General features: G+C 42.2%; 18 protein-coding genes and 1 pseudogene. 7 read left to right on the top strand and 12 right to left on the bottom strand.

Annotated features, from left to right (window positions below):
* Nucleotides 1-6: 6 nt before the first annotated feature.
* The gene (locus tag V7K46_RS25390) at nt 7-795 is read right to left on the bottom strand and encodes a DUF1868 domain-containing protein (protein ID WP_335118083.1); all 789 of its coding nucleotides are present in this window, start codon (nt 793-795) and stop codon (nt 7-9) included.
* A gap of 200 nt (nt 796-995) precedes the next feature.
* Here V7K46_RS25390 and holA point away from each other — a divergent pair, with 200 nt between their 5' ends.
* Together holA and V7K46_RS25380 are read left to right on the top strand one after the other, a co-directional pair.
* Nucleotides 996-1985: a DNA polymerase III subunit delta gene (holA, locus tag V7K46_RS25385; protein WP_335118081.1), complete on the top strand. Its 990-nt coding sequence runs from the start codon at nt 996-998 to the stop codon at nt 1983-1985.
* 109 nt (nt 1986-2094) lie between these two features.
* Complete coding sequence (locus tag V7K46_RS25380; protein ID WP_335118078.1) at nt 2095-2616, top strand: DUF4168 domain-containing protein; 522 nt, start codon at nt 2095-2097, stop codon at nt 2614-2616.
* Nucleotides 2617-2630: 14 nt separating this feature from the next.
* On the opposite strand, the gene V7K46_RS25375 is transcribed toward V7K46_RS25380, so the two are convergent.
* The 3 genes and pseudogenes from V7K46_RS25375 to V7K46_RS25365 form a co-directional block, all read right to left on the bottom strand.
* On the bottom strand, nt 2631-3239 hold the full coding sequence (locus V7K46_RS25375) for a helix-turn-helix transcriptional regulator (protein ID WP_335118076.1): 609 nt from the start codon (nt 3237-3239) through the stop codon (nt 2631-2633).
* A gap of 862 nt (nt 3240-4101) precedes the next feature.
* Nucleotides 4102-8073 (bottom strand): annotated as a pseudogene (locus V7K46_RS25370) (sensor histidine kinase); the annotation flags it as partial.
* A 186-nt stretch (nt 8074-8259) separates the two neighbouring features.
* Complete coding sequence (locus V7K46_RS25365) at nt 8260-10635, bottom strand: glycoside hydrolase family 31 protein (protein WP_335118072.1); 2376 nt, start codon at nt 10633-10635, stop codon at nt 8260-8262.
* Nucleotides 10636-10983: 348 nt separating this feature from the next.
* Between V7K46_RS25365 and V7K46_RS25360 the strand changes: the two genes are divergently transcribed.
* Nucleotides 10984-12000, top strand: coding sequence for a Vgb family protein (locus V7K46_RS25360; protein ID WP_335118070.1), 1017 nt, complete (start codon nt 10984-10986; stop codon nt 11998-12000).
* 295 nt (nt 12001-12295) lie between these two features.
* Here V7K46_RS25360 and V7K46_RS25355 read toward each other — a convergent pair whose 3' ends face one another.
* Together V7K46_RS25355 and V7K46_RS25350 are read right to left on the bottom strand one after the other, a co-directional pair.
* Nucleotides 12296-12508: a hypothetical protein gene (locus tag V7K46_RS25355; protein WP_335118068.1), complete on the bottom strand. Its 213-nt coding sequence runs from the start codon at nt 12506-12508 to the stop codon at nt 12296-12298.
* Nucleotides 12508-13020 carry a hypothetical protein gene (locus V7K46_RS25350; RefSeq protein WP_335118066.1) on the bottom strand — a complete coding sequence of 171 codons (513 nt, stop codon included), beginning with the start codon at nt 13018-13020 and terminating at the stop codon, nt 12508-12510. Before V7K46_RS25350 ends, V7K46_RS25355 begins: the two co-directional genes overlap by 1 nt.
* Before the next feature lie 249 nt (nt 13021-13269).
* Here V7K46_RS25350 and V7K46_RS25345 point away from each other — a divergent pair, with 249 nt between their 5' ends.
* The 4 genes from V7K46_RS25345 (at nt 13270) to V7K46_RS25330 (ending at nt 17562) form a co-directional block, all read left to right on the top strand.
* Entirely contained in the window at nt 13270-13494 is a 225-nt protein-coding gene (locus V7K46_RS25345) for an FAD-dependent oxidoreductase (RefSeq protein WP_335118064.1), read from the top strand.
* 202 nt (nt 13495-13696) lie between these two features.
* Nucleotides 13697-13969, top strand: coding sequence for an FAD-dependent oxidoreductase (locus V7K46_RS25340; protein ID WP_335118062.1), 273 nt, complete (start codon nt 13697-13699; stop codon nt 13967-13969).
* A 727-nt stretch (nt 13970-14696) separates the two neighbouring features.
* On the top strand, nt 14697-15527 hold the full coding sequence (locus V7K46_RS25335) for a phytoene/squalene synthase family protein (protein ID WP_273769426.1): 831 nt from the start codon (nt 14697-14699) through the stop codon (nt 15525-15527).
* 430 nt (nt 15528-15957) lie between these two features.
* The gene (locus tag V7K46_RS25330) at nt 15958-17562 is read left to right on the top strand and encodes a serine/threonine-protein kinase (RefSeq protein WP_335118060.1); all 1605 of its coding nucleotides are present in this window, start codon (nt 15958-15960) and stop codon (nt 17560-17562) included.
* 165 nt (nt 17563-17727) lie between these two features.
* Here the strand turns inward: V7K46_RS25330 and V7K46_RS25325 are convergent, their stop codons facing one another.
* The 6 genes from V7K46_RS25325 to V7K46_RS25300 all read right to left on the bottom strand — a co-directional run bounded on the left by V7K46_RS25325 (nt 17728) and on the right by V7K46_RS25300 (nt 23946).
* The gene (locus V7K46_RS25325; protein ID WP_335118058.1) at nt 17728-18630 is read right to left on the bottom strand and encodes an MBL fold metallo-hydrolase; all 903 of its coding nucleotides are present in this window, start codon (nt 18628-18630) and stop codon (nt 17728-17730) included.
* Between the two features lie 11 nt (nt 18631-18641).
* Nucleotides 18642-19025 (bottom strand): aspartate 1-decarboxylase, encoded by a 384-nt coding sequence (gene panD, locus V7K46_RS25320; RefSeq protein WP_335118056.1) that lies wholly within the window; start codon nt 19023-19025, stop codon nt 18642-18644.
* Nucleotides 19026-19175: 150 nt separating this feature from the next.
* Nucleotides 19176-19688: an inorganic diphosphatase gene (locus V7K46_RS25315; protein ID WP_335118054.1), complete on the bottom strand. Its 513-nt coding sequence runs from the start codon at nt 19686-19688 to the stop codon at nt 19176-19178.
* A gap of 397 nt (nt 19689-20085) precedes the next feature.
* On the bottom strand, nt 20086-20271 hold the full coding sequence (locus V7K46_RS25310; protein WP_273769420.1) for a hypothetical protein: 186 nt from the start codon (nt 20269-20271) through the stop codon (nt 20086-20088).
* Nucleotides 20272-21420: 1149 nt separating this feature from the next.
* Nucleotides 21421-22392 (bottom strand): DUF362 domain-containing protein, encoded by a 972-nt coding sequence (locus V7K46_RS25305; protein ID WP_335118109.1) that lies wholly within the window; start codon nt 22390-22392, stop codon nt 21421-21423.
* Nucleotides 22393-22524: 132 nt separating this feature from the next.
* Complete coding sequence (locus tag V7K46_RS25300; protein ID WP_335118052.1) at nt 22525-23946, bottom strand: aspartate ammonia-lyase; 1422 nt, start codon at nt 23944-23946, stop codon at nt 22525-22527.
* Nucleotides 23947-24062: the final 116 nt, after the last annotated feature.

The raw sequence follows: 24062 nt of genomic DNA, 5'->3' as shown, positions 1-24062 counted from the left end.
ATCAGGTCAAAAATTTAAAATTGGCCAGTCTGGTTCACGATAATAGCGTGTCATATTGTCAAACTTCCGCAATTCGACGCGATCAATCAAAAATTCTGGCAAATTCAACAGCCATTCTTCATTCAATTGAGAAAGCATTGTGCTGAAACTTGTGCGGTCTAAGTCAGATGAAACCTCCCCAAAATAAGCTAATGTAATATGGGCTGTGAAGTGATAATGCTGCTCAATACCCAAAGCAATTAACTTGGGATTTTGATAAATTGTTCGGCGAAATTTAATAATTTCCTCGTAGCAGCGTTCATCTTGAGGTACTAAACAAACAGCTACAGCTCTTGGCATCAGTATCAGTCCCAGCATTTGCCATTGAATTGGATGACTCATATTTGTCATCAATTGTTGATATTGCCGAAATATTTGGGTTAAACAAGAGTGTAACTCCTCGTCAAAATTGGGATTTTTTTCGCAAGCATCAAGGTAAGCACTGTCCCAAATTAAATCCGCTAAAGTCAGATGGAAGCTAGCAGGAGGTACGGGTACAATCAAATTACGGTTTACAGGCAACTGTAAAAGTTCCTGTTGGTAAGTCTGTAATTTGGCATAGAAAGCAGAGTTTTGTGATTCTTCTTCTGCCGGCGGGGTAGTTAGCGTATAGCCAGGAAAGGACGCTGCTTGTCTCAACCCAGAATGTGGTTGGAATTTAGAAGATTCCTGAATATGCTGGACTTGGGATCTGTAGGCTTCTGGCAGCGTCAGTCGTGCTAACCGATTTAAGTAAGTTTGATAGTTATCGTCCAATCTTCATAGCCTCACGCTCTCACTTGATAGATTTTAGGGAAAATTACCTTGATTGACAGAATGATTTCAAAAGTATTTAGTTTTTGGGTGTGATGGTTGAGGGAGTGGGGAGTGGGGAGTGCTGAGTAAAGAAGTAAGGAATCTCACTTTTTTACTCAGAATTCGGAACTGTTTTGCTCAATGCCCAATGAGGTTTATCTATGCCAATCTATGTTTACTGGGGTGAAGATGATTTTGCCATAGAAAAGGCGATCGCTATGCTGCGCGATCGCGTCCTCGATCCCCAATGGATCAGTTTTAATTACACTTCATTTCCCCCAGATCAAGCTGATGCTGCTATCCAGGGGTTAAATCAGGTGATGACACCCACTTTTGGCGCTGGTGGGCGCTTGGTATGGCTGATAAATACTACTTTGTGCCAACACTGTCCAGACAATGTGTTAGCAGAATTGGTGCGATCGCTACCAGTCATTCCCGAAAACTCATTTTTATTGCTCACTAGCCGGAACAAGCCAGATGAACGCCTCAAATCTACGAAATTGTTAAAACAATTTGCTACCGAATTCCGAGAATTTCCCCTTATTCCCCCTTGGAAAACAGAATTGCTGGTGCAATCTGTTAATCAAGCAGCCCAGGCTGTGGGCGTGAAACTGACTGCCAATACTGCCCAGCTGTTGGCAGAATCTGTAGGAAATGATACACGTATACTCTACAATGAATTAGAGAAATTGCGGTTATATGCCCAAGGTAGCAACAAGCCTTTAGATGTAGATACCGTGACTAAGTTAGTAAGAAATACTACTCAGAATAGCTTACAATTAGCAGCAGCAATCAGAACAGGAGATACAGCTAAAGCTTTGACAACGTTGGCGGATCTGATCAATGCTGCCGAACCGGGATTACGGATAGTTGCCACACTAATTGGACAATTTCGCACTTGGGTATGGGTCAAGATTATGATAGAAAGTGGTGAGCGCAATCAACAAGCGATAGCTATTGCTGCTGATATCGGTAATCCTAAACGGATCTACTTCTTACAGCAAGAAATTAGGCTGCTTTCTATGCAACAGTTAATCTCTTGCTTACCCCTACTACTGGAGTTAGAAGTCAGCCTCAAGCAAGGAGCATCAGAAATGTCAACACTCCAGACTAAAGTCATCGAACTTTGTCAAGTATGCCGAGGAAGTTAACAATCAAATATAAAAGCTTGATGTATTCAGCGGTTACTGGAACTTCCAACTCCGAAAATAATTCCAAGTCCTTATAATATCCCTGATGTAGTTTTGTGTTACACACTATATGAAGAAAACTTCCGATTTCTTTTCCCGACCTAGCCGAAAGCGAATTCTTTTCCAATCATTCTTTTTCGGCGCGATCGCTACTGTCAGTGTGATTTCCAACGCTTTTTCATTGACAAAAGCTGATGGTCAAACTCCAACACCAATAGTTAACAATACTGAAATCAACAGTTACGCTCAAGCCGTGCTAGCAATGGAGCCAGCCCGTCAAAATGCCTTTGAAGAAATTAAAAAACTTATTGGCAATGGAGAAATTCCCAAGATTGTTTGTAACGATCCTAACAGTGTAAAGGATCTTCCAACAAAGGCTCAAGATATCGCAAAAAATTTCTGTACCCTCTCTGAAAAAATTGTCAAAGATAATGGTTTGAGCAATGATCAGTTCAACAAAATTACTATGGAACTACAAAATAACAATACCTTATTAAAACAGCAAGTTTCCAATACCTTATTATGCCTACAAAAAGCTCCGAATACAATTAGGGACACAGCATTGTGCCCCAACTTGCATAACCAATTATGATTGCGATATTACTCTTAAAGTACAAGAGATGCTTGTCGCTTGGTGTGAATATTTTTCATGTGCTTTTTCACGGTATTGATGGTGATGTAAAGTTTATTAGCAATTTCTTTGTAGCTGTAGTTGCTTCTATAGAGAAACCAAATTTCAGCTTCTCGCGGCGTCAGGTCAAATTTTTTAATTTCAGTAAGTGCTACATTTTTCACAGACTCATATTGGTTTTCTATGGTCACTAATAAGCAAGGCACTTCAAACTCATCTAAATCTAGCAATCTTACCCTAATCCGAAAAATATTTGACTTATCAAGCACAATCTCATCTGACAGAATTAGCAGTTTATCAGAAAACAAATACCTACTATTGACTAACGACTTACAAAGATTCCAGATGGCTGGGGGTACAAAATTCTGATTAAAATTGCCTTGATTAAATTGACAACAAAGGCGATGAGCAGATGCATTAGCATGAATCACTTTACCAGCCTTGCTTAAAATTAATATACCGTCTTCTAAGCCTTCAATTACTTCTTGTAAAAAATTAGCTCGTTTCGACTCATGTAAGTTAATACTATCTAGCTGTTGTGGTTCAGCTACTATTTGTACTAATGTTTTTGTTAGAGCAATCATAGGAGGTATTGTAATGTATCAAATACTGCTTATTAGTTAGATTTATGGTAGTTGGAAGATGCACATCTTTTTTTTAGATGATTATCTGAATAAATTACGTGAATATTACAGACCAATCATGCTAACAGTAGGAATACAAGTGTTATTTTTAACATGTTTTTCTGATAATACTCAAACAACAATTTATGTAGCCTGTTTCGATTAACTCAGGTTACATAATTTAAATACAACTCTAAAATTGCCTATTTCGGAAGTTGCTTCCAATAAGTTTTGGATAAGTTCTCTCCGCCTGTAGTGACCCTTTTATAGCGTTTTCTAACGCTCTTTTATGTCTCTGAGGAGAGAAAAATAAGATGCTGACCTTGAATCTTTTTTAAAGCCTTGCTTGATAAGCAAAGCCAAAAAATCCTTGTTAGGAACCAAGCACAAAGAAACAAAGTTTTAAATATTCTCTAATGAGAGTAATAAAAGAGTGAGGTTAAGCTGTACCTCACCCTGATAAAGAATAAACTTTATCTCCTCTCTCCAGACTCACCCAGAGGGGTTGGGGGTGAGGTTTTGTGTACTTCATCTGGGAACTGCTAAAAAAATGGAGTATAAAACAGCAAGCCTTTTTAAGGGGAATCATTGCATTGCCTATTGAAGCTGCTTCTAGTAAATAGCGATCGCCCTAATACAGAATAATTATTCATATTGAGATAAAAATATACATATAAATATTTTTCTAATGCAGGTATTCACCTACACTAAATTGCAAAGGAAAAAACTGCTTTTTGGTAATTGGGGAAAATTTGGAATTTTGTATAAATTTTGATATTAGGAAGAAGGGAATAGGTTATGAGGCTGCGAGGGGGCGACTTTTCAAAAGTGGTAGCTTGACAGTAAACCTTGCTCCTTGTTCTTTACCTGGACTATCTACATGGATAGTACCGCCATGTAATTCTACTAAATGACGCACGATCGCTAATCCTAGTCCTAATCCCCCATAGGTTCTAGTGTTAGAACTATCAGCTTGACGAAAGCGATCGAAGACGTAAGGAAGAAAGTCAGCACTGATACCAATGCCTGTGTCAATCACCTGAATTTGGGCATATTTATCCGTTGTCTGTTGTTTTTCACCAGTGACTACTGACAATTGCACCTCTACCCGTCCTCCTACGGGTGTGAATTTGATAGCATTGGATAGCAGATTCCAGATGATTTGCTGCAAACGCTCGAAATCCCCGGAAATTAAGAATTGAGAATTTTCGCCAAGCTTGCTGTCCTCTGAGTGTTGATTGGTTTGGGATTCTGCTTCTAGAGATTCTAGATTTTCGCGATTGATTCCTAATCCCAAATCTGAATTTTGCGCGAAAGTGACCACGGGGAGTATCCCCGGTGGCGCATTTCGCGTTTCTTTTGAGGGAATCAGGGAAAATCTCAAATCGATTTCTTTGGACTGGGCGGCTAGACTAACAGTTTCAATGGCTGACTCAATCATCCCAACCAAATTGCAACTACCAACATTGAGGCGTAACTTGCCTCTAATCATCCGTGATACATCCAGCAGGTCTTCAATTAGCTGGGTTTGCGCCTTAGCATTGCGCTCAATTGTCTCCATAGCCCTAGCCATTTGGGTTTCACTGAGCTTGCTTCGTTGCAGTAATTGCGCCCAGGCAAGGATGGCATTGAGGGGCGATCGCAACTCGTGGGACAATATCCCTAAGAATTCATCCTTCATGCGGTTAGCATCTTGCAACTGCTCAGTTTGTTGTTGCAAAGAAGCAATTAAACTAGCCCGTTCCATTGCGATCGCTATTTGGTCGCATACTGCTTGCATCATCCCCTTTTGATTGTCAGTGAAGCTTAACCGAGTGCGGCTGCCAAAAGAAAGAGTACCCAACAGCCTTCCTTGAGCGATCAATGGGTATGCATAATAAGCAGTAATGCCTAAAGAGCGAATCAATTGTGTTTTCTCTTCAGTTGATTGCTGCACATTCTCTACAGCTATAGGATGGCGTGAGAGCGCTACAGTACCACAAACCTCTTGACCAAATTCCAACCTCTCAATTTCCTTTGCCATCTCCTGGGAAATGCCACTGTAAGACCCCAACTGCAATACCTGAGAGTTATCCTCAACCAAATAGTTAAAGTAAATATCTAAATCAATTTGGTCTTTTAGTTTTCGGTAGACGCTATCAATTAGTACTATTGGTTGTTGGCTCGATAGTAAATCGTTAGCTGTGTCAAATAGTAGGTTTAGCCTTTTGTAACCTAACGAGAGTGCTTTTTGTACCTTTTTGAGGTTGCTAATCTCTTGGAACACCAAGATACAGGTAGCTGGATGACCGTGCATTGCTGGCAGGGTATCAGCAAATACTAGTAGAGAGCGGACACCACCGGGAGTGTGCCAGTCTACTTCCAATCCATTCAGGCGTTCGCCAAGGGCAACCCGCACTCCTGGCATTTGCTCATTGGGGATGCGATCGCCAGCTGCATCTGTGTAGTGGTAAACTGTGTGATAATCTGCGGCTGGTACACCTTTGGGAAATTCGCCCCCAGCTAATTCGTCAGCAGAGCGATTGGCAAAAGTTACCCGCGCCGTTCCTGGTTCGATAAACAGCAACGGTCTTGGCATCAGATTTAACACATCCTCTAGCCATTTTTGCTGATTTAAAAGTACTTCCTCTGCCTGTTTGCGCTCCGTAATATCTAAAAATGCACCAACGCTTCCTCTAGTTTTACCCTCTTCGTCAAACAGGGGTGCAACATACTCCAACAGGTTGACGATTTTTCCATTTTCATGGACGACATCTAGTTCACAATCCAGAACTTCGACACCATGAGTGGCAGAGTATTGCATTGGCAGTTCCTCTGCTGACAGTTCCCTTCCTTGTTGGTAGATTTTAAAGCTTGTCGGTTTTTCGTCACTGGGAGCATTGAGGGAGGCATTTGTATCTGAGGATATCCCTAACTGTTTGGCAAAAGCAGGATTGACCTTGATATTTTGGCATTTTGGATCTTCAGCAATGCCAATTCCAATGGGAATCACCTCCAACAAAGTTTGTAACTCAGTAATGCGGCGCTGTAAATCCTTGTTTAGTTGTAAGATTTGTTCCTTAGCCTGTTTTTGTTCGCTGATGTTGCGAGTCACAGTTGCTAAGGCAATTGGCTGACCTGTGTTGTTGTCTGTAACAGTGAAAATGTTGTAATCAACTGGTATCGGTTGACCTGTCTGGAGGTGACAAAAGCAGAATTCTCCCTGCCAGCGCCCTTCTAATAGCACAGTCGGCAGTATATATTCTTGAAAATAGGCTTTATCTTTGGGCATGACGTAATCTAATACTGCTTTTTGCCTGACTTCATCAAGGCTGGCAAGCCCTACCAGCTTTTGACCTGCATCATTTATGTAGAGTAATTTACCTTCAAGGGTGGCGATGCCGATAAAGTCAGAGCTATTTTCTACTAGCGATACTAATTTTTGTTGCTCTGCTTCTGCTTGCTTGCGTTCGCTCAGGTCGAGGATAAATGCTACTGATTCTTCTCGGTTTTCTCCTAGCAGCACGTAACCAACTAAAACTGCGATGCGGCTACCATCCTTACGAATGTATTCTTTCTCGTAGGGCGTACAAGCAGCGTTAGCGCTTCCTTGTGCTTCGGCAACACTTCGCTCATCCAAGTATAGATACTCTGGTGCTGTGATATTGCTCCAACTTAGCCTGCCTGCTAACAAATCCTCTCGCGTGTAACCAATCATCCTCAAGAATTCGTCGTTTGCTTGCTGGATACTGCCATACACGTCACTAAACAGAATGCCGATAACGTTAGCATCTACAAAACTCCCCAGTTTAGCTTCGTAGGTTCTTAGTGCTTCTTGGGCAAGATCACGTTGATGGCTGAGACGTTCAATAACCGCCGCACTTTGCCAAATCAAAACAGTAAAAATTACAATCAGGACGATCGCAAACACCGATACTGCAAAAGCTGGATCGTATTGTCCTGCCCGTTGACCTTCAACAATTATCCACCCCAGTATAAAAGGGACTGCGATCGCGGCAACCAACAAACGACGTGCAATTAAGCCGCCGTAGGTATCACTTGTAACTACCCTCATTAACCCCTGTTGTGGCCGCGCCCAGAGAATGCCTATACTTAGTAAGCTGAACAACACCGCTGTGTGTAAGGGCATTGATGTTGTATAAGGGGCAAGTTTGTAGAGAACTTTCACTTTATAGGCATAGCCCATAAGCGCTTGAAAGGAAATTAAAGTAGCTATCAGAGCGATAATCTGGGCATACCAATAACTGCGGTCGGTTTTTGGATTAACCACAATCTGTAGGGCGACGCCCACCAGCATAAAGTTCAGTGCTGTGTTCACCCCCATTCGCCCCGGACGCAATGTCGCTATACTAGTTAGCGAATCACGCGATAGCAGTTCGTCAATCCCAAGATTCCAGCCAAACAGATATTCACAGACTGTAAGCACAGCAATTGTGGTAGCCGCTATTGCACAGACCCTAGAAATTATAAGAGTGGGGAAGTGGGGAAATAATTTTGAGTCGCACCTTTGGTGCGCTTCCAGCGCAACTTGAATTTTGAATTTTGAATTGTTTCCCCCTGCTCTTAAAAACAGCCACAGCGACACACCACACAGCACAAAACACAGCGCTGTATTGACTTTCATTGTCGCCGGACTACCAAGAAAGCCGCGCTTGAGAACTTCAATGCCAAACCACCAGCCAATTAGTACCAAGCTGCCAACAAAAACAGTGATCGCACTTGCAACTTTTCCCACAAGTGAATTTGTAGTAATTTTAAATCTATTTTGCAGCCGCAAGCGGTTAACATTTAACATTGAGTGTTCTCTAACCGCATCTATCTAGCGTAGTAAATTTACGTATTTCTTACGGTTTAACTATTTCTACCCTTTGTATTGTATGTTACTCTTTGACTTACTTTTCATCTACCCTTATGCATATTTTTTATTGCACAATTGAGAATCAGAAATAAAGGTGGTTCAAAAAACCACCTTTGTGGTCTATCAGAATTGCAGGCTACGTCGCTTACCATCATCTTGGAAACGTTGCTCTCCAAGACCAACAAGTTCTACAATCACTTCACGCGGTGCAGGTGTCCATTCCCCAACTCTCACTCCAATTTCCACAACTGTTTGGTTTGCCTCTGTAAATACGCTTATATTTGTTAGCGAAAAATTTTTATCTTGATACTCATTTGTCTGTCCATCATCTTCAAATAGCTCGTATTCGTTATTACCAGGCCAAATCCGTAATCGGATCTCGTCGAGTGGGGCTTGATCAACGTATTGCCTGACAGGTTGCATGGGAACGATCGCACCGCTACGGACATATAGTGGCATTCTTTCTAGTGGTGCATGAGCAAGAATGTGAATCGGGCCTTCGTAGCGATCGCCACTCCACCAATCATACCAAGTGCCTGCGGGTAAATAGACAACTCGATGCTCAACTCCAGGGCGGTAAATTGGTGCAGCCATCAGCGACGCACCTAGCAATACTTGATCGTAGAGGCTATAGGTTTTCGGATCGTTGGGGAAATGGTACAATAAGGGTCTTAAAATCGGTGCGCCCGTTGTTGCTGCTTCCCAGAAAAGACTATAAATGTAGGGAAGTAGTTGGTAGCGTAAATTAATATATTCTCGACAGATATTTTCAACGCGATCGCCAAATACCCAAGGTTCATGACGAGCAGTAGACATTGCCGAGTGACCACGCATCATTGGGTAAAGCATTCCTACCTGCATCCAGCGAGCGAATAATTCAGCTGTGGCGTTACCAGCAAACCCGCCAATATCGCAACCCACAAACCCCACACCCGAAAGTCCCATGTTGCAAAGCATCGGCAGAGACATTTCTAAATGCTCCCACAACGATTGGTTATCCCCCATCCATACAGAAGACCAGCGTTGCACACCAGCATAACCCGATCGCGTTAACACAAACGAACGCTCAGAGCCTCGATGCCGTTCCAACCCTTCATAGCAAGCTTTAGCCATCATCAACCCATACAAATTATGCACTTCTGTATGAGTCACATCAATTCTTAATTTTGAATTTTGAATTTTGAATTTTGAATTCTCTCCCTCTCCCCCCTGTGGCGCATCTAGAGGAAACCAAATTTTATCACCTTCATCACCGAAGGGGCGATCGTTTATGGCGGGTTCATTCATATCATTCCAAATTCCTGCCACACCAACATCAGTTAGACTTTTGTGTAAATCAGCCCACCAGTTACACACATCAGGACGTAAAAAGTCAGGAAAAACAGCTTTCTCAGGCCAAACGTAGCCGTGGAACAACTCGCCATCAACTTTACGCACAAAATAGTCGTTTTCTAATCCTTGATCAAAAACGTGATAATTGCCTTCTGGTTCATATTTCACACCAGGATCAATGATTGTGACTGTTTTGAAACCATCCTGTGCTAAATCACTAATAAGTTTTGCGGCGTTGGGAAAGCGTTGAGGACTCCAGGTAAACACCCGATAGCCCCGCATATAGTCAATATCGAGGTGAATGACATCGCAGGGAATGCGGCGTTGGCGAAATTCCTTTGCTAGTTCCCGGACAACGGTTTCTGATTCGTAACTCCAGCGACATTGATGATAACCTAGCGCCCATTTCGGCGGTAATGGCATTCTCCCAGTTAACTGAGTGTATGTGTTTAGGATTTGGGCTGGTTCGGGGCCATAGATAATGTAATAATCCAATTCACCGCCACGAGTTTCCATCTTCCAAATACCTGGTTGTTCAGCACCGATATCAAACTGACTCCAAAAAGTGGTATTGAAAAAGATGCCATAGCTTACTTCAGGGCGCAAAGCCATAAAAAATGGAATTGCCTGGTACATTTCATCAGTCAGTGCATCATAATCTAAAGAATCCGTTGTCCAGTTGGTTTTTACTTCGCTGAGTTTATCCAGAAAGCCTGTGCGTTCACCAAAGCCATAGAAATGTTCATCGGCTGCAATTTCCTTCCACCCTGCAACTGCGCCCATCCGCCAACCTATACCCATCTCTGCATCTTGGGCAAAGGGACGGTTATCTTTATCGAAACAGGCGATGCGACACTTTTCTCGCTGGACACACACACGAATCTGTGCTGTTTCAATTTCTACCGTTGCTTCAGTTTCCCGGACTGTAAAAGGTGTTGTCGTCCATTCTGTATCATCCAGCGTTACTGCCCAAGAGCGGCGGGGCATAAATTCCCCAGTTTGTGCAAAACGCACACGGATTAAATTGGGAGCAAGTACGCTGATGGTAAGGCGTGAGTCATCACAGTCAAAATTAATAATATTATTGTCCCAGGTTACAGCTTTTACATTGCTAACAGTTGTCCAAGGTTGGTTAGTAGTGGGTAGTTTTCCGAAATATTGCGGCATATCAGTTATTCAGCAGGTTAATACTTGTCCGCATTTCATGATTACAGAGATACTTAGTCTCAAACTCTTTCTTTCGCTAGAAGTTGGGTGAAAGATTAGCAGATATTTTTTACCAAGAATGGTTTTTGTAATGTACAAGTTATTGTTACCACACTAAATACCAATACGCTTGGGTTAAAGAAATTTATCAGTTGAGGCAGCCAGGGCAGAGGATGCAGGGAAAGCAGGGCAGGGCAAACGCATCTAAATTACTTTTGCTTACAACCAAAGTTAAGAACCAACAAGGATAGGCTACAAATTTATGATTAACTGTACTAAGTAATTATGGTTGTAGGAGCTAACAAAATTATGAGATTTTTTAACTTTTGTTATATCAGCCTCCCACTAATTAGTTTTGCATTACTAGGGTGGATAGCCCCAAGAGCTAATGCAGCGCTTTTAGTCGGGAGTTATTATAATAACTCTGTTCTGCGCTATGACGAAAAAACGGGAGAATTCATTGATGACTTCGTTCCTTCCGGTAGTGGCGGACTAAAGGGAGCAACTGGTTTAACTATTGGATCTGATAAAAATTTGTATGTTAGTAGTATTTTGAGCGGTAGCGTCCAACGTTACGACGGAAAAACAGGGAATTTCATTAGTACCTTTGTTCCTTCTCTTAGTGGTGGACTAGATACACCTGAAGACTTGGTTTTTGGACCTGACAGCAATCTCTACGTTACCAGTATTAACAGCCGCACAAGTAATAGTGTTCTACGCTACAACGGGCAAACAGGAGCATTTATCGACACTTTTGTCCCCTCAGGTAGCGGCGGTATCAGTGCACCTTTTGGTTTGAGCTTTGGTTCAGATGGGAACCTCTACGTCAGTAGTAGTTTGACTGATAGTGTCTTAAGGTACAATGGGCAAACAGGAGCTTTTCTCGATACTTTTGCTACAGAAGAAAAAGGGTCGGAACCTAGTGGCTTGAACTTTGGACCAGACGGCAATCTCTACATCGCTAACTTTCGGACTAATAATATCTTGCGCTATAACGGCAAGACAGGAGCTTTTATCGACACTTTTGTCCCATCTGGCAGTGGCGGACTTAACGGTCCTGTAAAGCCAATCTTTGGTACTGACGGCAACCTCTACGTTAGTGGTTTAAATAGTAACAATGTGTTGCGTTACGACGGCAAGACAGGAGCTTTTATTGACACCTTTGTTCCTGCCGGTAGAGGTGGGTTGAATGGGGCTGGCTTTTTGGCTTTCACTGAAGATAGCACTGTTGTTCCTGAACCTAGAATGGATCTAGCTGTGTTGGCACTTGGTGCTGTGCTAGGAGCAAGCAAGGTACTTAGCCGTAAGCAGAAAGCCACATCATAAAAATCTAGCTTGTTTAAGAGGAGGTAATAATTACGAATTATGTAAGCGCCACGCAAAGCGAGTCCGCATACCTCTACTCTTAAGCAAGCTACGCACAGCGTCTCCCAGAGAGCGTCATTATCAATTACGAATTATTTTGACATCATACTTCTGCCTCCTTCAAGCCAAGTTACTCTATATCCTGCGGCTGCTCGTTTAATGACTTTAATGCATCTAGACTGCAACGCAAACGAGGCTTGTCAGGGTCAGTCAAATCTAGCTTGTCCCAAGGTACTGTATAATTACCATAGATTTTCTACGCCCTCAGTAAATGCAAAATTTTTAACCCAATTGTCCAAGCGGATAACCGTTCTAACACCGCAGCATAGCCGATAAGATATTCTTTAACAATCCATTCTCCGCCTTGTTGTTCGGCGGGTACTTCCTCAATGCGTCCGACGGCTTTACCAGTTGAGTCTAATACTGGTTTACTCAGCAGTAATTCTAGATGAATTTCACTCTTTGTCATTATCCCCCTCCTGGAATTCGGGCGATGATGCGATCGCGCAACCATTTTTCATAGCCTAAGGCTGGTATTGCTTCAGCTTCAACATCAATACCAATATCCCGCACTTTTGACCACGGAATCCGAAACGGTTCACTTTGTTTAGCACCCCATTTACTTGCAATTGTTGCTACAAAACCTGCCAAACGCGGATTTAGCCGTCTGGTAAGGGTTGTTACTCCTACTTCAATATAAGCAAGTCGTGGTGGTTCGCGATCAGGAAACTCCATCACAATGCCATCAACTTTACCCATTTTGCGTTGATTACTGTCAACTAATTGGTTATCAAGAATATCTCTAATAACATCCATTTCATACCCTCCAATAATTTCTAGTGGAATAGCAACGATCGCTAGCACAAATGTCAGCGCAATTGTAAAAATGACAACACTGTTACTAATCCAGCCGTTGCGATACTTGCCAACGTATAATTCATCGTTCATCAAAACCAAAAAAGGTATAATTACAGGCGGCAAAAATCCTCCTTAAAAAGGAGGGAATTAGAGCAAGCCTTAAAAAGGGGGGTTGGGGGAATCTTCCGAGGCCAAATATCACTAACACCAAGCGTATTGGTTTAAATTTAATATTTATTTTTTAATTAAAAAGCATTTTACTAACGTAAATTAGCTTCGCCAATACTGATAATGGTTTTATTAATAATTTATGGTAAATTAAAAGTAAAAAAAATTATATAATAATCTAACTTATTTTAATCAAATATTTTTTTGGCAACTTTATCCCCAAGAAAGTATATTTTTACTGTCTATCATGGATCAGATGTGTGCGTTGTCGGTGCTGGGATAGCGGCGATGTCAACTGCTTATATGTTAACCCGTGAAAGTGAGTCAGTAGTGGTGCTGAATGATGACCCCATTGGTGGCGGTCAAACGGCAATAACAACGGCACACCTATCGAATGTGCTGACTTCCCGTTACCACGAACTGGAGTAAATGCACGGTAAAGAGGGCGCAAAATTGTTGCTCAAAGTCATACAACAGCAATTAATACTATAGAGGCGATCGCCACCCAAGAAAACATTAACTGCGACTTGGAGAGACTTGACGGCTATCTTTTTCCCCCAGACCTGAAATCAATAGATGAGATTCAGCAAAAGTTAGAAGCAGTACACGGGTCGGACTCACTAACGTAGAAATGGTGAAGAAAGCGCCGTTGAGCGATTTTGATACAGGAGTGTGTCTACGCTTTCCCCGACAAGGGCAATTTGACCCACTGAAATATCTAACTGGACTTGCAGAAGCTATACAACGCCGTGGTCGTAGAATCTATACGGAGGCACACGGAGAAAAAATCCCAGGTGGTTTACCCGCCCGTGTTGAGACGAGCAGTGGTAAAGTTGTGAGAGCTGATGCTGTGGTAGTAGCAACCAACTCACCCAATGAGGTGACATCAGTGGAAAACAAGTAAAAAGTGGAGACCATAGCTTTAGCCTGACTCTAAACAACTTGTTGAATCTCTATATCTTGAGACTGATGAGAGGTCAAATATTCACAAATGTTTTGTTGAATGGGCTGTTTTGTCAATCTCGTAAATATACGGGAACTTCTTGCTCTAGGTTATGGTCATTTTATGTCACTTTGAACAGCAAGGACGCTCCCACTGTAACCGATCAAGCGTAGGCGTAGCTCAACCCAAGGATTGCAGCCCTCTATGTCCAATTTGACCTTAACTCTTAGGCAAGCCGCCGTTCGCACCTTTAAGTGCGTACAGTTACTGTTATCCGTTACCAGCTTTTCCTAAATTGCCTTTATATATACAATAATTATACTTTGTTAGTCAGATTAACGCAGACTTAAAACACTTTCAAATCTCTAAAATGGATATTTGCTGATGGAAAAATTTCGCGGTAATTAACCAAATATTAGCATAATTCTTTATATATACACTAAAACTTTCTGAAAGCTATATTAAACGACGCCTTACACATTTTTGCAACCAAAACCTTATATACTAGATAGGACTTTGATAAATTTGAGAGTTTTGTTAATTGCAACACCAAAAACTATTAATTTTTAGATTAAATACTAGCGTATCTTATAGTCTATAGTTTTTAAGGTTTAGTCAAAACTATATCCAGTATCATCAAAAAACTGCAAACTTCATGTGGTGCAAAAATCAATCGGGGAGTGAAAACATGAATTTACGTAGAGATGCATTGCAAATCCTCAAAGAAACTAGCCGAACTTTTTATATTCCAATTAGTCTTTTACCGCCAGGATTGCAAGAAGCAGTAGCATCAGCATATTTGTGTATGCGTGCCATTGATGAAATTGAAGATCATCCCGAACTAGATAACGCTACTAAAGCAAAGCTGTTAAGAACGATTAGTCTGACATTACAGGCAGGGGTTGATGGCTTCGCGGTAGATGCTTTCTTTGGAGGATTTAGTGGGTATGAGAATACCTTAGAAGAAGTCACTGTGAGGATTAGAGAATGGTCACTGCTAGCACCAGAGACCATTGCACCTCGAATTTGGGATGCCACTGCTGCAATGGCAGACCGGATGGCTTACTGGGCAGAAAGAAACTGGAAAATTTACACAGAATCTGATTTGGACCGTTATACTTTTGGGGTTGCAGGTGCAGTGGGATTATTACTTTCGGACTTATGGACTTGGTACGATGGAACGCAAACTAACCGTACCCAGGCGATTGGGTTTGGTCGGGGTTTACAAGCAGTTAATATCCTGCGTAACCATACTCAAGATTTAGGGCGTGGGGTAGACTTTTTTCCAGAGGGTTGGAGTGCAGCAAATATGCAAGAGTATGCTCGGCGCAATCTAGCCCTAGCAGAAGCTTACACCAAAAATCTTCCTACAGGTCCAGCCTTAGATTTTTGCCAAATTCCCTTAACCTTGGCTAATGGTACCCTTGATGCCCTTGCTAATGGTAAAGAGAAACTTAGCCGCAGTGATGTTTTTGCACTTATCGAACAGCTGATTAGTGTGGACATGAAAGCCAGCTAATAGTTACTTAAGGACTAATGGAGACGATTCTAAATTGCCTCCAAATTTGGGCATCCAAAATCCTATAGCAATTTTTTGTAGGATGGGCACTGCCCTCCAATACTTCTAATACCAATTTTGGATTTTGGGTCGCACCAAAGGTGCGCTTTCAGCGCAAGCTGGATTTTGGATTCAAAGTCTCTGGCTTAAGGCTGTTTCAGCAATGTCAAACAATACTACGTACAAAACAAGTAGCTCAAACACTAGTTGTTGGTGTAAGTATAATAAATCAGCTTACTTAAGCGATCGCTTTACGTAATACCAGTTAAACTTTAGGAACTCTTCAAAGGATTTCCAGCAAAAATTACCTGGCAAGAATTGATTAATATCTAAATAATTGAAAGGGAGTATAACACTCACCGTGATTATTCGTGCAGCGAGTTGACAGTGCATGAGCTACTGCTTAAATCCTACCTGTCCCAATCCAGAAAATTTGGTAAATAGCCAAAGGTGTCAGTCTTGTGGCTCGCAACTACTGTTGCGCGATCGCTATCAGGTGATCAAACCATTAGGTCAGGGTGGCTTTGGAGCAACCTTCTTAGCCGATGATCTAGGCTTACCAGGAGAACCGAGTTGTGTAATTAAGCAATTACGCCCATCAGGAAGCGCCCCACATGTTTTGCAGATGGCCAGAGAACTCTTTGAGCGAGAAGCCAAAACTCTAGGTAAGATTGGCAATCATCCCCAAGTACCAAGGTTGTTAGACTATTTTGAAGATCATGAACAATTCTATTTAGTTCAAGAATATATCAATGGTGATACCTTGCAGGAGGAGGTCAAACTTAACGGCATCTTGAGCGAAACTGGAGTCAAGCAATTCTTAAGCGAGATTCTGCCACTACTGCAATACATCCATGAGCAAAAGGTGATTCACCGTGATATCAAGCCAGCCAACTTAATTCGCCGCACTCAAGATGCCAGAATGGTACTCATTGACTTTGGTGCCGTCAAAGACCAAGTCACTCAAGGTGCGACGAGTCAATCAGGACAAACAGTATTAACTGCATATGCCATTGGCACTCCTGGTTTTGCACCTCCAGAGCAAATGGCTATGCGTCCAGTCTACGCCAGTGATATCTATGCACTGGGGGTGACATGCATTTATTTATTGACTAATAAAACTCCTAAAGAGTTAGATTACAATCCCAACACTGGCGAGATGATGTGGGAGCGGCTTGTGCAAGTGAGTGACCACTTGAGCAATGTATTGCGAAAAATGTTAGACGTGTCTGTACGTAGTCGCTATCAGTCAGCAGCAGAAGTTCTCAGAGCATTGGAAATAGAACCATACTTAGAAAGTTTAGCAAAGGGTTTACTGATTAAATCAGATAGTGGATATAAAGAGCGAACACACAACTACCTGGAAAATTCTGCTGTTTTATGTAACAACTCCTCGGCTGCTGTTACCAGTGTAGGAGTGGCACAGGTAGCGGCAGCAATTCGCGCTAGACGAGCCAAGGCAGCGGAAGCGGCTGGATTACACCAGAGTTCTGGGATGGCCAAATCAACGACTTTAGCTAACAGCAACAGCAATAGTTCGCAAATTCAAAATTCTAAAGTTAAGCGGAAGTTAGATACCCAAGGTTTATTAACAGCCTATTTGAAGGGAAGACGGGATTTTGCCCTACACAATTTAAGTTTGCTGAATCTACAAGGTGCTGACTTATCCCAAACAAATTTCCATTCCGCTCAATTGCAAAAAACCAATCTCCAGGGAGCTAATCTCCACAATAGTGACTTTGGCAGAGCTAGCCTCACTCAAGCAAATCTCAAGGATGCTAATTTGAGCAAAGCATACTTTAACCATGCTGATTTAGAAGGGGCAGACCTCCGAGGTGCAGACCTCAGCAATGCTTATCTCAGCAATGCTAACCTTCGAGGAGCTAATCTATGTGGTGCTAATCTCACCAGTGCCAAAATTTCTGATGAGCAGCTAGCACTAGCAAAAACAAATTGGATGACTGTGCGCCCCAATGGTAAACGAGGTTTATTGTAAGTTGAAGTTTAGATTTCCTAGCCAGTCGCTTGCTCTGGCTCCCTGACTAGTTCCCTCCTTAAAAAGGAGAAAAGGGAGGAAATCAAATCTTAAACTGAACTGTTGGCATCCTACCCCCCTCCTTCCTCATCTCCCCGTTAGTGATGCTCTGCCAACAAATATAAATCACTTACCAACAGTTAAAGCTAGACCCTCATAGGCTACTATCGCTTGAGGAAAGGCAGATTTGACATCGACTTCAACCTGGTCAAGAAAATCATCATGGTCATCTGGGTGATGATGAGAAATGGCTAACCGTTGCACACCAGCATTCACAGCTGCATTCACCGCAGCTTGCCAGAGTAAATCAGCAGAGTCATGGTTGTGAGAGGTAGGGGGAGTGTAAGTGGCATTGGCAATCAGCAAGTCAACGCCTTTAATAAACTGTAAAATCCGCTCTCGCTCTACTTGATCAGCATTCGGGTGCAAATCCGTGACGTAGGCAACACTATACTCTTGCCAAGTAACTCGGTAGCCAACTGAACGCTGAGTTTGATTAATTAATGCAGTTGTAATAGTGACATCATCTAGCTTCACGTCACTTTCTGAAGTCAGATTGTAAAACTGCAATTCTGACTGCATTACCTGTAAAGGGTAAGGAAAGTGTGGCTGGAGCATCTGGTCATACAGACATTGTTTGATTGAGGCTCCATTTGAGGCAGCTGTGCCGTAAATGTGAAAACAATTTTCCACAGTAAATGCTGGAGCAAAAAAGGGAAACCCTTGAATACGATTTGCTTGGCAGTTGGTAAAAAATAAATGGGCTTCTAGTGGCTGTTGTAGTTCTTGCCAAATTTTACCCAGTATACGCAAGCCAGTACCGCCATCAAAAATCAAGCGTTTCCCAGCTACATGCATTTCTACACAAGCGGTATTACCACCATAACGATTAGTGTTGCTACTTGGAGTGGGAATCAAACCTCTTACACCCCAGAATTGCACGAAAAATTCACCTGCTGGGCTACTTGGCAGGGTAGATGACTTTTCTCTTATGTAGCTCTGGGAACCCGACAACTCAAAATTTGACATTTTCCTTGAAATTAGACCTTACTGAGCAGGTCATCGTAGCGCCGCACTTCTAACAGCCTGTTTTTTTCGTCCACAATGACTACCGTAGGAGAGTAACTTTTTAACTCTTCTGGAGTGAACTGCCCGTAAGTCATTATAATCAAGCGATCGCCAATAATGCCTAGACGTGCCGCAGCCCCATTTAGCTCAATTACTCCTGAATGGGCTAGAGCCGGGATCGCATAGGTAATAAAGCGCTGACCGTTGGCATTGTTAACTACTTGCACCTGCTCATAAGGTAAGATACCAGCTTTTTCCAAAAGGATTTCATCGATGCTGATACTACCCACGTAGTTGATATTCGCCCCCGTGAGGGTGCAGTTATGAATTTTTGCCAAAAGGAGAGTGCGCTGCATTTAGGTTTGGGATTGGTGGCAGTTTTTGCGATCCGTAACAAGCGGAAGTTATGAGTAGAGACGCGATTAATCGTGTCTCTACGGGAGTGAGGAATAAAAATTTATAACTCTTAACTCCTAACTCTTAACTCTTAACTCCTAACTCCTCTATTATCCTCTATAAGCTTTGACGGATTTTTCTACTAAAGCTGCAACCTTGTCCACATCTTGCCAACCGAGAATTTCAGTCACCTTTTTTTCCAAATTTTTATAACTACGGAAAAATTCGGCAATTTCATCTAAGCGGTGTGGCGCTAAGTCATTCAGTGATTTCACCTGAGTGTAGCGCGGATCTTTGTCAGGAACACAAAGGATTTTCTCATCGCGATCGCCACCGTCAATCATTTCCAAGAAGCCAATCGGTCGTGCAGCAATAACGCAACCTGGAAAGGTTGGCTCGTCAATTATGACCATACCATCTAGGGGATCGCCATCTTCAGCCAAAGTATTGGGTACAAAGCCGTAGTCGTATGGATATTGTACCGAGGAATAAAGTACTCGGTCTAGAGCAAAAGCTTCTAGTTCCTTGTCGTATTCGTATTTATTTTTACTTCCGCCAATAATTTCAATCAGAACGTTGATTAGACCCGGTTTTGGTTGGGCAGGAATACGAGATAAATCCACAAAAAACTCCTCTGATAACAGTGAATCATGGGGGCACTCAGTCAGCTTCGCTCCCCGTGTAGAATTTTAAGGCAATATGGATCTCTTCCCAAGGTATTTATTCCAGGGCAATTATCCCCCTTATCCCCAGTTCCCTTGAATTAGCCAAAAAATGGAAAAAGCGTTGCGAAGTTTCCTCGCAACGCTTTTTCCAAAAGGGTATTATTCTTTCCCGCCCTTGATTGCTGTTAAAGGGATTTCTGCCCCATTCTGTGAATATAACTGAAATCTGGAGTCACACAATCCAGATTTCAGCTTATTGCTGATGAACTACATTCAAATCTACAGAGATTTTCTCAAAATCAGGTTTCTTTTTTTTGTAACTCTCCTGCTGGTGAAATGCTACTGGAAAGCTTTATCAATCTTGACTTCCTTTGAGGTTTTGGATCAGGGGTTGCTGGTTATTTTGAACATTAGTTGAAGAATAGTGGGCAATGACAAACACGGGTAGGGTGAGAGTCAATAGAGCGATCGCAGTTCCCACAATGTCTGCCAAACGTTGGGAATATGTATCGGTATTGGCAGACTGGCTATTTGAATTCATACAAAATTGAAGTTCTTCGTAACACTGTGTAGGTCTACTCTCTTATCGAGAGTTTTAATGCTATTTTAGCTATTTTTAAACTGCAAAATGTTTGGCATTCTCCAATCTAAATCAGTTTTACAACTGTCATAATAGCGTTTTTATACATGGACTTCTTAATACAAAGTTACAAATCAACAAATCATGTTTTATTTTGTAATTAATATTTTCAGATGTTTCCCTGTATTGTGTAAACGTTCGCATACCTAAAGCCAACTTTAACAGCATCATAAATTACATTTTTTCGCTGTTTAAAGATTAATTAGCAAAATGTATTTGTCCGATACTTCATGATTATAACATCCTACAACGCCTTTGATAAGGTGATTTTACTGGAATTGCTAATTTGTGATACAGGATACAAAACCGCACAAGCACTGAATATCTGTCAGTCCTTTTGATTGTTATACAGTAGTTATACACAAAATATTTGACATCAGAGAAGAAATGGTAGGAATGATTTTTGTAACCAATTATAACTACCGAATAAATACAGATACATCAACTGTGTTGTGCAGCATGGATTCAGTGATACCACTAAACAAATATTTCAGAATTTAAATTTTAAAATCTATGTAATATCACAGAAACTTTGTCAATCTATATATAGGTAGAGTAAAGAGCGTTTTAGAAGGTGGCGTAGACGTGTAGCGGGTTATCGCCAAACTTTGCTCATATCTGAACAAAATACCCAATCCCAATTTCCAAATCCTAAATCCATATAAGTTTTTGGATAAATCAAAATCTAAGACGAGAAATTATATAACAAATTAATCAGCCAAAAAAACCGCCACTAACTATGATAGGGCGGTCTGGTTAAGCAATCGGAGGGTAATTACAGATTAATTTGCTAATAAATGAAATTGCTGTAACGAAGTTTGCACATGTAAATTAGGGATTGGGCATTGGGTATGGGGCATGGTTATTCTCCTTGTCTCCCCCACTCCCTAGTACAACACGGTGGAAATAAACATACCCTTCGGGTTCACCAGTCGCCTGCGGAGGGAAACCCTCCCGCAGCGCTAGTTCACCATTTCAAATGGCGCAAGAGCTTGGAATACAATTCTTTCGACTTTTGACTTTTGAATGAGTGACTTCCGCCTTGCGGTACTAGTTCCTTCCGTAAACACTCATTGGTTCCTTGATAAATCGGGTGTAAAGATGCTTAAACGTAGACTTAATGACGCGGGGCATACCAAAATCGATGGGCATTAACTTGTCTGGTAGCCGCCAATCTTCTATTTTTAATAAGTCAGGATTTAAATGCGGAAACTCGATGGTAGCAAGTTCTGGACAAACTCCTAGCCTTTGGGAAGCTGCAACTGTGGGCACTTGTTCAGGAGGAACATTGAGGATTTCTACCATTGCCCGATCTAAAGCAAATATATCTGATGCGGCTGCTAAAATGCCCAGGTGGCGAGGTTCACCATTACTAGGGCCATTTCCTTCATGACCGATGATGCCATCTAATATGGTTAAGTTAGGGTTAATTGCCCTGGCAGTTTCTACTAACATTTCACCAAATCTATTCGCGTCTTTTCCAGCTTCCATGTGCCACCAAGCTTTCATTTTGCCGGGGACGCAACCAAACAAGTTTTTTACGCCCAGTGTTAACGTCAACTGGGCATGGGATTTAACTTTGGGTAGGTTAATCACTACGTCTGCTTCCATCGCTTCTTTAGACAGTCGCAGATGGTTAAAATTGTCACTGACAGTTTGGTAACGCTGACCGTGAAAATCGATGATCGGAAGATTGAGTTCTTCTAAAATAGGCAGATAGCCGTTTGCTATTGCTACGCCCTTGGCACTGCCAAAAGCAGGACTATCACCCAAAAATGGTTTACCGCCAACCTCAATTACCATCTGGGCAACTTCGTAAACTAGTTCGGCACGGGTGATACACTCTTTACCAGGACGCGTCCCTGTAAGTAGATTCGGTTTGAGTAAAACGCGATCGCCTTTTTTCACAAATGCTGCTATTCCTCCAAAAGGTTCCAGGAGAATGACTAAGGATTCTCGTAAAGCCTCTCGTTCGTAAGATGTAGCCCGAATGAGACTAACAGATGGTTTTTGAGTCTGCATAGATTGGGGAATGGGGAATGGGGACTGGGGAATAGGTAAGAAGCAAGAGAGCAGGATCTGGGGAGAAAGAAGTAATAGTAATTTTAATTCTCCCCCTTGCCCGATTCCCAATTCCCAATTCCCCATAACCTATTATTCTGTTTTGAGCGGTAAGATACCACTCATTTGTTCTAGATTTAACACTGTGGCTAAGTCTGTTTCATTCATCAATCCTCGTTCTAGGACAATCTGCCGCAGGGATTTACCAGTTTCTAAAGATTCTTTAGCGACAGCTGCGGCATTTAAATAACCGATGTGGGTATTTAGTGCGGTTACTAAAGCTAAACTGCCTTCAGCAGATGCTAAACAACGTTCCCGGTTAGCTGTAATTCCCTGGATGCAGCGTTCGGTGAGTGCAGCGATGGTATTGCCGAGAATTTCGATACTGTGAATTAGATTATAGGCAATCAGCGGCATCATCACATTTAATTCTAATTGTCCGGCTTGGGCGGCTAAAGCGATCGCACTGTCGTAACCCATCACCTGAAAACACACCATTGATGTCATCTCTGCTATTACTGGATTATATTTCCCTGGCATAATCGAGGAACCGGGTTGCACTGGAGGCAGTTGAATTTCTTTCAAGCCTGTTTTTGGTCCCGAATCCATCAGCCGCAAATCGTGAGATATTTTGACTAAATCCTGCGCTAAGTTGCGTAAAGCACCGGAAACATTTACAAATGGTGCCATACTCTGCATGGCTGCCATAAGATGGGGCGCAGGTTCTAAAGGAGTATCAATCAATTCTGAGAGAACTTCTACTACACGGGCGCGATACAGAGGATGAGTATTTAGCCCCGTTCCGGCTGCACTACCTCCCAAACCCAGCACCATCAAATCACCAGACGCGGTGTAAATCCGGTTTTGATGTTCTGTGAGGATTTGCGCCCAAGCCCGAAAATTTTCACCCAAACGCACGGGTACTGCGTCTTGTAAATGGGTTCTACCAGATTTGACGATATCTTGAAATTCTACAGCTTTGTTTTCTAAGGACGCGATCGCCCCATCTATTGCTGGGTGTAATGTCTTGGATAATGCCAATAAACCACCAATGCGAATTGCGGTAGGAATCACATCATTGGTAGACTGCCCATAATTAACGTGGTCATTGGGACTAACACGTTTGTAATTGCCCTTTTCTTCACCAAGAATTTCTAAGGCGCGATTTGCCAGAACTTCGTTGATATTCATGTGGTGGGATGTTCCAGCACCCGCCTGATAAACATCCACGACAAATTGATCGCGGAACTTCCCAGCTAAGATTTCATCAGTTGCTTGCACAATCGCCTGACTAATATCTTGAGGAATGCAATTCAGTTCACCATTTACAATTGCTGTAGCTTTTTTAATAATTAGTCCAGCATCTACGTAAGTAGGTAAAGGCTTGATGCCGCTAATGGGGAAATTTTCGATTGCCCGCAGCGTTTGGATGCCGTAATAAACGCTACTAGCGATTTGGCGATCGCCCATCGAATCGCGTTCGATGCGGAATTGGGAGTCTGTGTGTTCAGTCATAGTATTGTTTTAGGAGAGCTACAGAAAACAGATTTTCCCACGCAGGCACACTCAGATACACTAATCTGCATAGATTTTGCATATTTGCTTGGCTGCTTGTTGCTTTACACTTGTTA

The sequence above is a fragment of the Nostoc sp. genome, assembly GCF_036917395.1.
Lineage (GTDB): Bacteria > Cyanobacteriota > Cyanobacteriia > Cyanobacteriales > Nostocaceae > Nostoc.
This window is presented reverse-complemented; position numbering and strand designations above follow the sequence as displayed.

What these genes read in the sequence shown, in the direction of transcription:
- holA (WP_335118081.1), top strand. Translation starts at nt 996, where the DNA reads ATGCCAATCTATGTTTACTGGGGTGAAGATGATTTTGCCATAGAAAAG.
- V7K46_RS25380 (WP_335118078.1), top strand. Translation starts at nt 2,095, where the DNA reads ATGAAGAAAACTTCCGATTTCTTTTCCCGACCTAGCCGAAAGCGAATT.
- V7K46_RS25375 (WP_335118076.1), bottom strand. Translation starts at nt 3,239, where the DNA reads ATGATTGCTCTAACAAAAACATTAGTACAAATAGTAGCTGAACCACAA.
- V7K46_RS25365 (WP_335118072.1), bottom strand. Translation starts at nt 10,635, where the DNA reads ATGCCGCAATATTTCGGAAAACTACCCACTACTAACCAACCTTGGACA.
- V7K46_RS25360 (WP_335118070.1), top strand. Translation starts at nt 10,984, where the DNA reads ATGAGATTTTTTAACTTTTGTTATATCAGCCTCCCACTAATTAGTTTT.
- V7K46_RS25355 (WP_335118068.1), bottom strand. Translation starts at nt 12,508, where the DNA reads ATGACAAAGAGTGAAATTCATCTAGAATTACTGCTGAGTAAACCAGTA.
- V7K46_RS25340 (WP_335118062.1), top strand. Translation starts at nt 13,697, where the DNA reads ATGGTGAAGAAAGCGCCGTTGAGCGATTTTGATACAGGAGTGTGTCTA.
- V7K46_RS25335 (WP_273769426.1), top strand. Translation starts at nt 14,697, where the DNA reads ATGAATTTACGTAGAGATGCATTGCAAATCCTCAAAGAAACTAGCCGA.
- V7K46_RS25330 (WP_335118060.1), top strand. Translation starts at nt 15,958, where the DNA reads ATGAGCTACTGCTTAAATCCTACCTGTCCCAATCCAGAAAATTTGGTA.
- V7K46_RS25325 (WP_335118058.1), bottom strand. Translation starts at nt 18,630, where the DNA reads ATGTCAAATTTTGAGTTGTCGGGTTCCCAGAGCTACATAAGAGAAAAG.
- panD (WP_335118056.1), bottom strand. Translation starts at nt 19,025, where the DNA reads ATGCAGCGCACTCTCCTTTTGGCAAAAATTCATAACTGCACCCTCACG.
- V7K46_RS25310 (WP_273769420.1), bottom strand. Translation starts at nt 20,271, where the DNA reads ATGAATTCAAATAGCCAGTCTGCCAATACCGATACATATTCCCAACGT.
- V7K46_RS25305 (WP_335118109.1), bottom strand. Translation starts at nt 22,392, where the DNA reads ATGCAGACTCAAAAACCATCTGTTAGTCTCATTCGGGCTACATCTTAC.
- V7K46_RS25300 (WP_335118052.1), bottom strand. Translation starts at nt 23,946, where the DNA reads ATGACTGAACACACAGACTCCCAATTCCGCATCGAACGCGATTCGATG.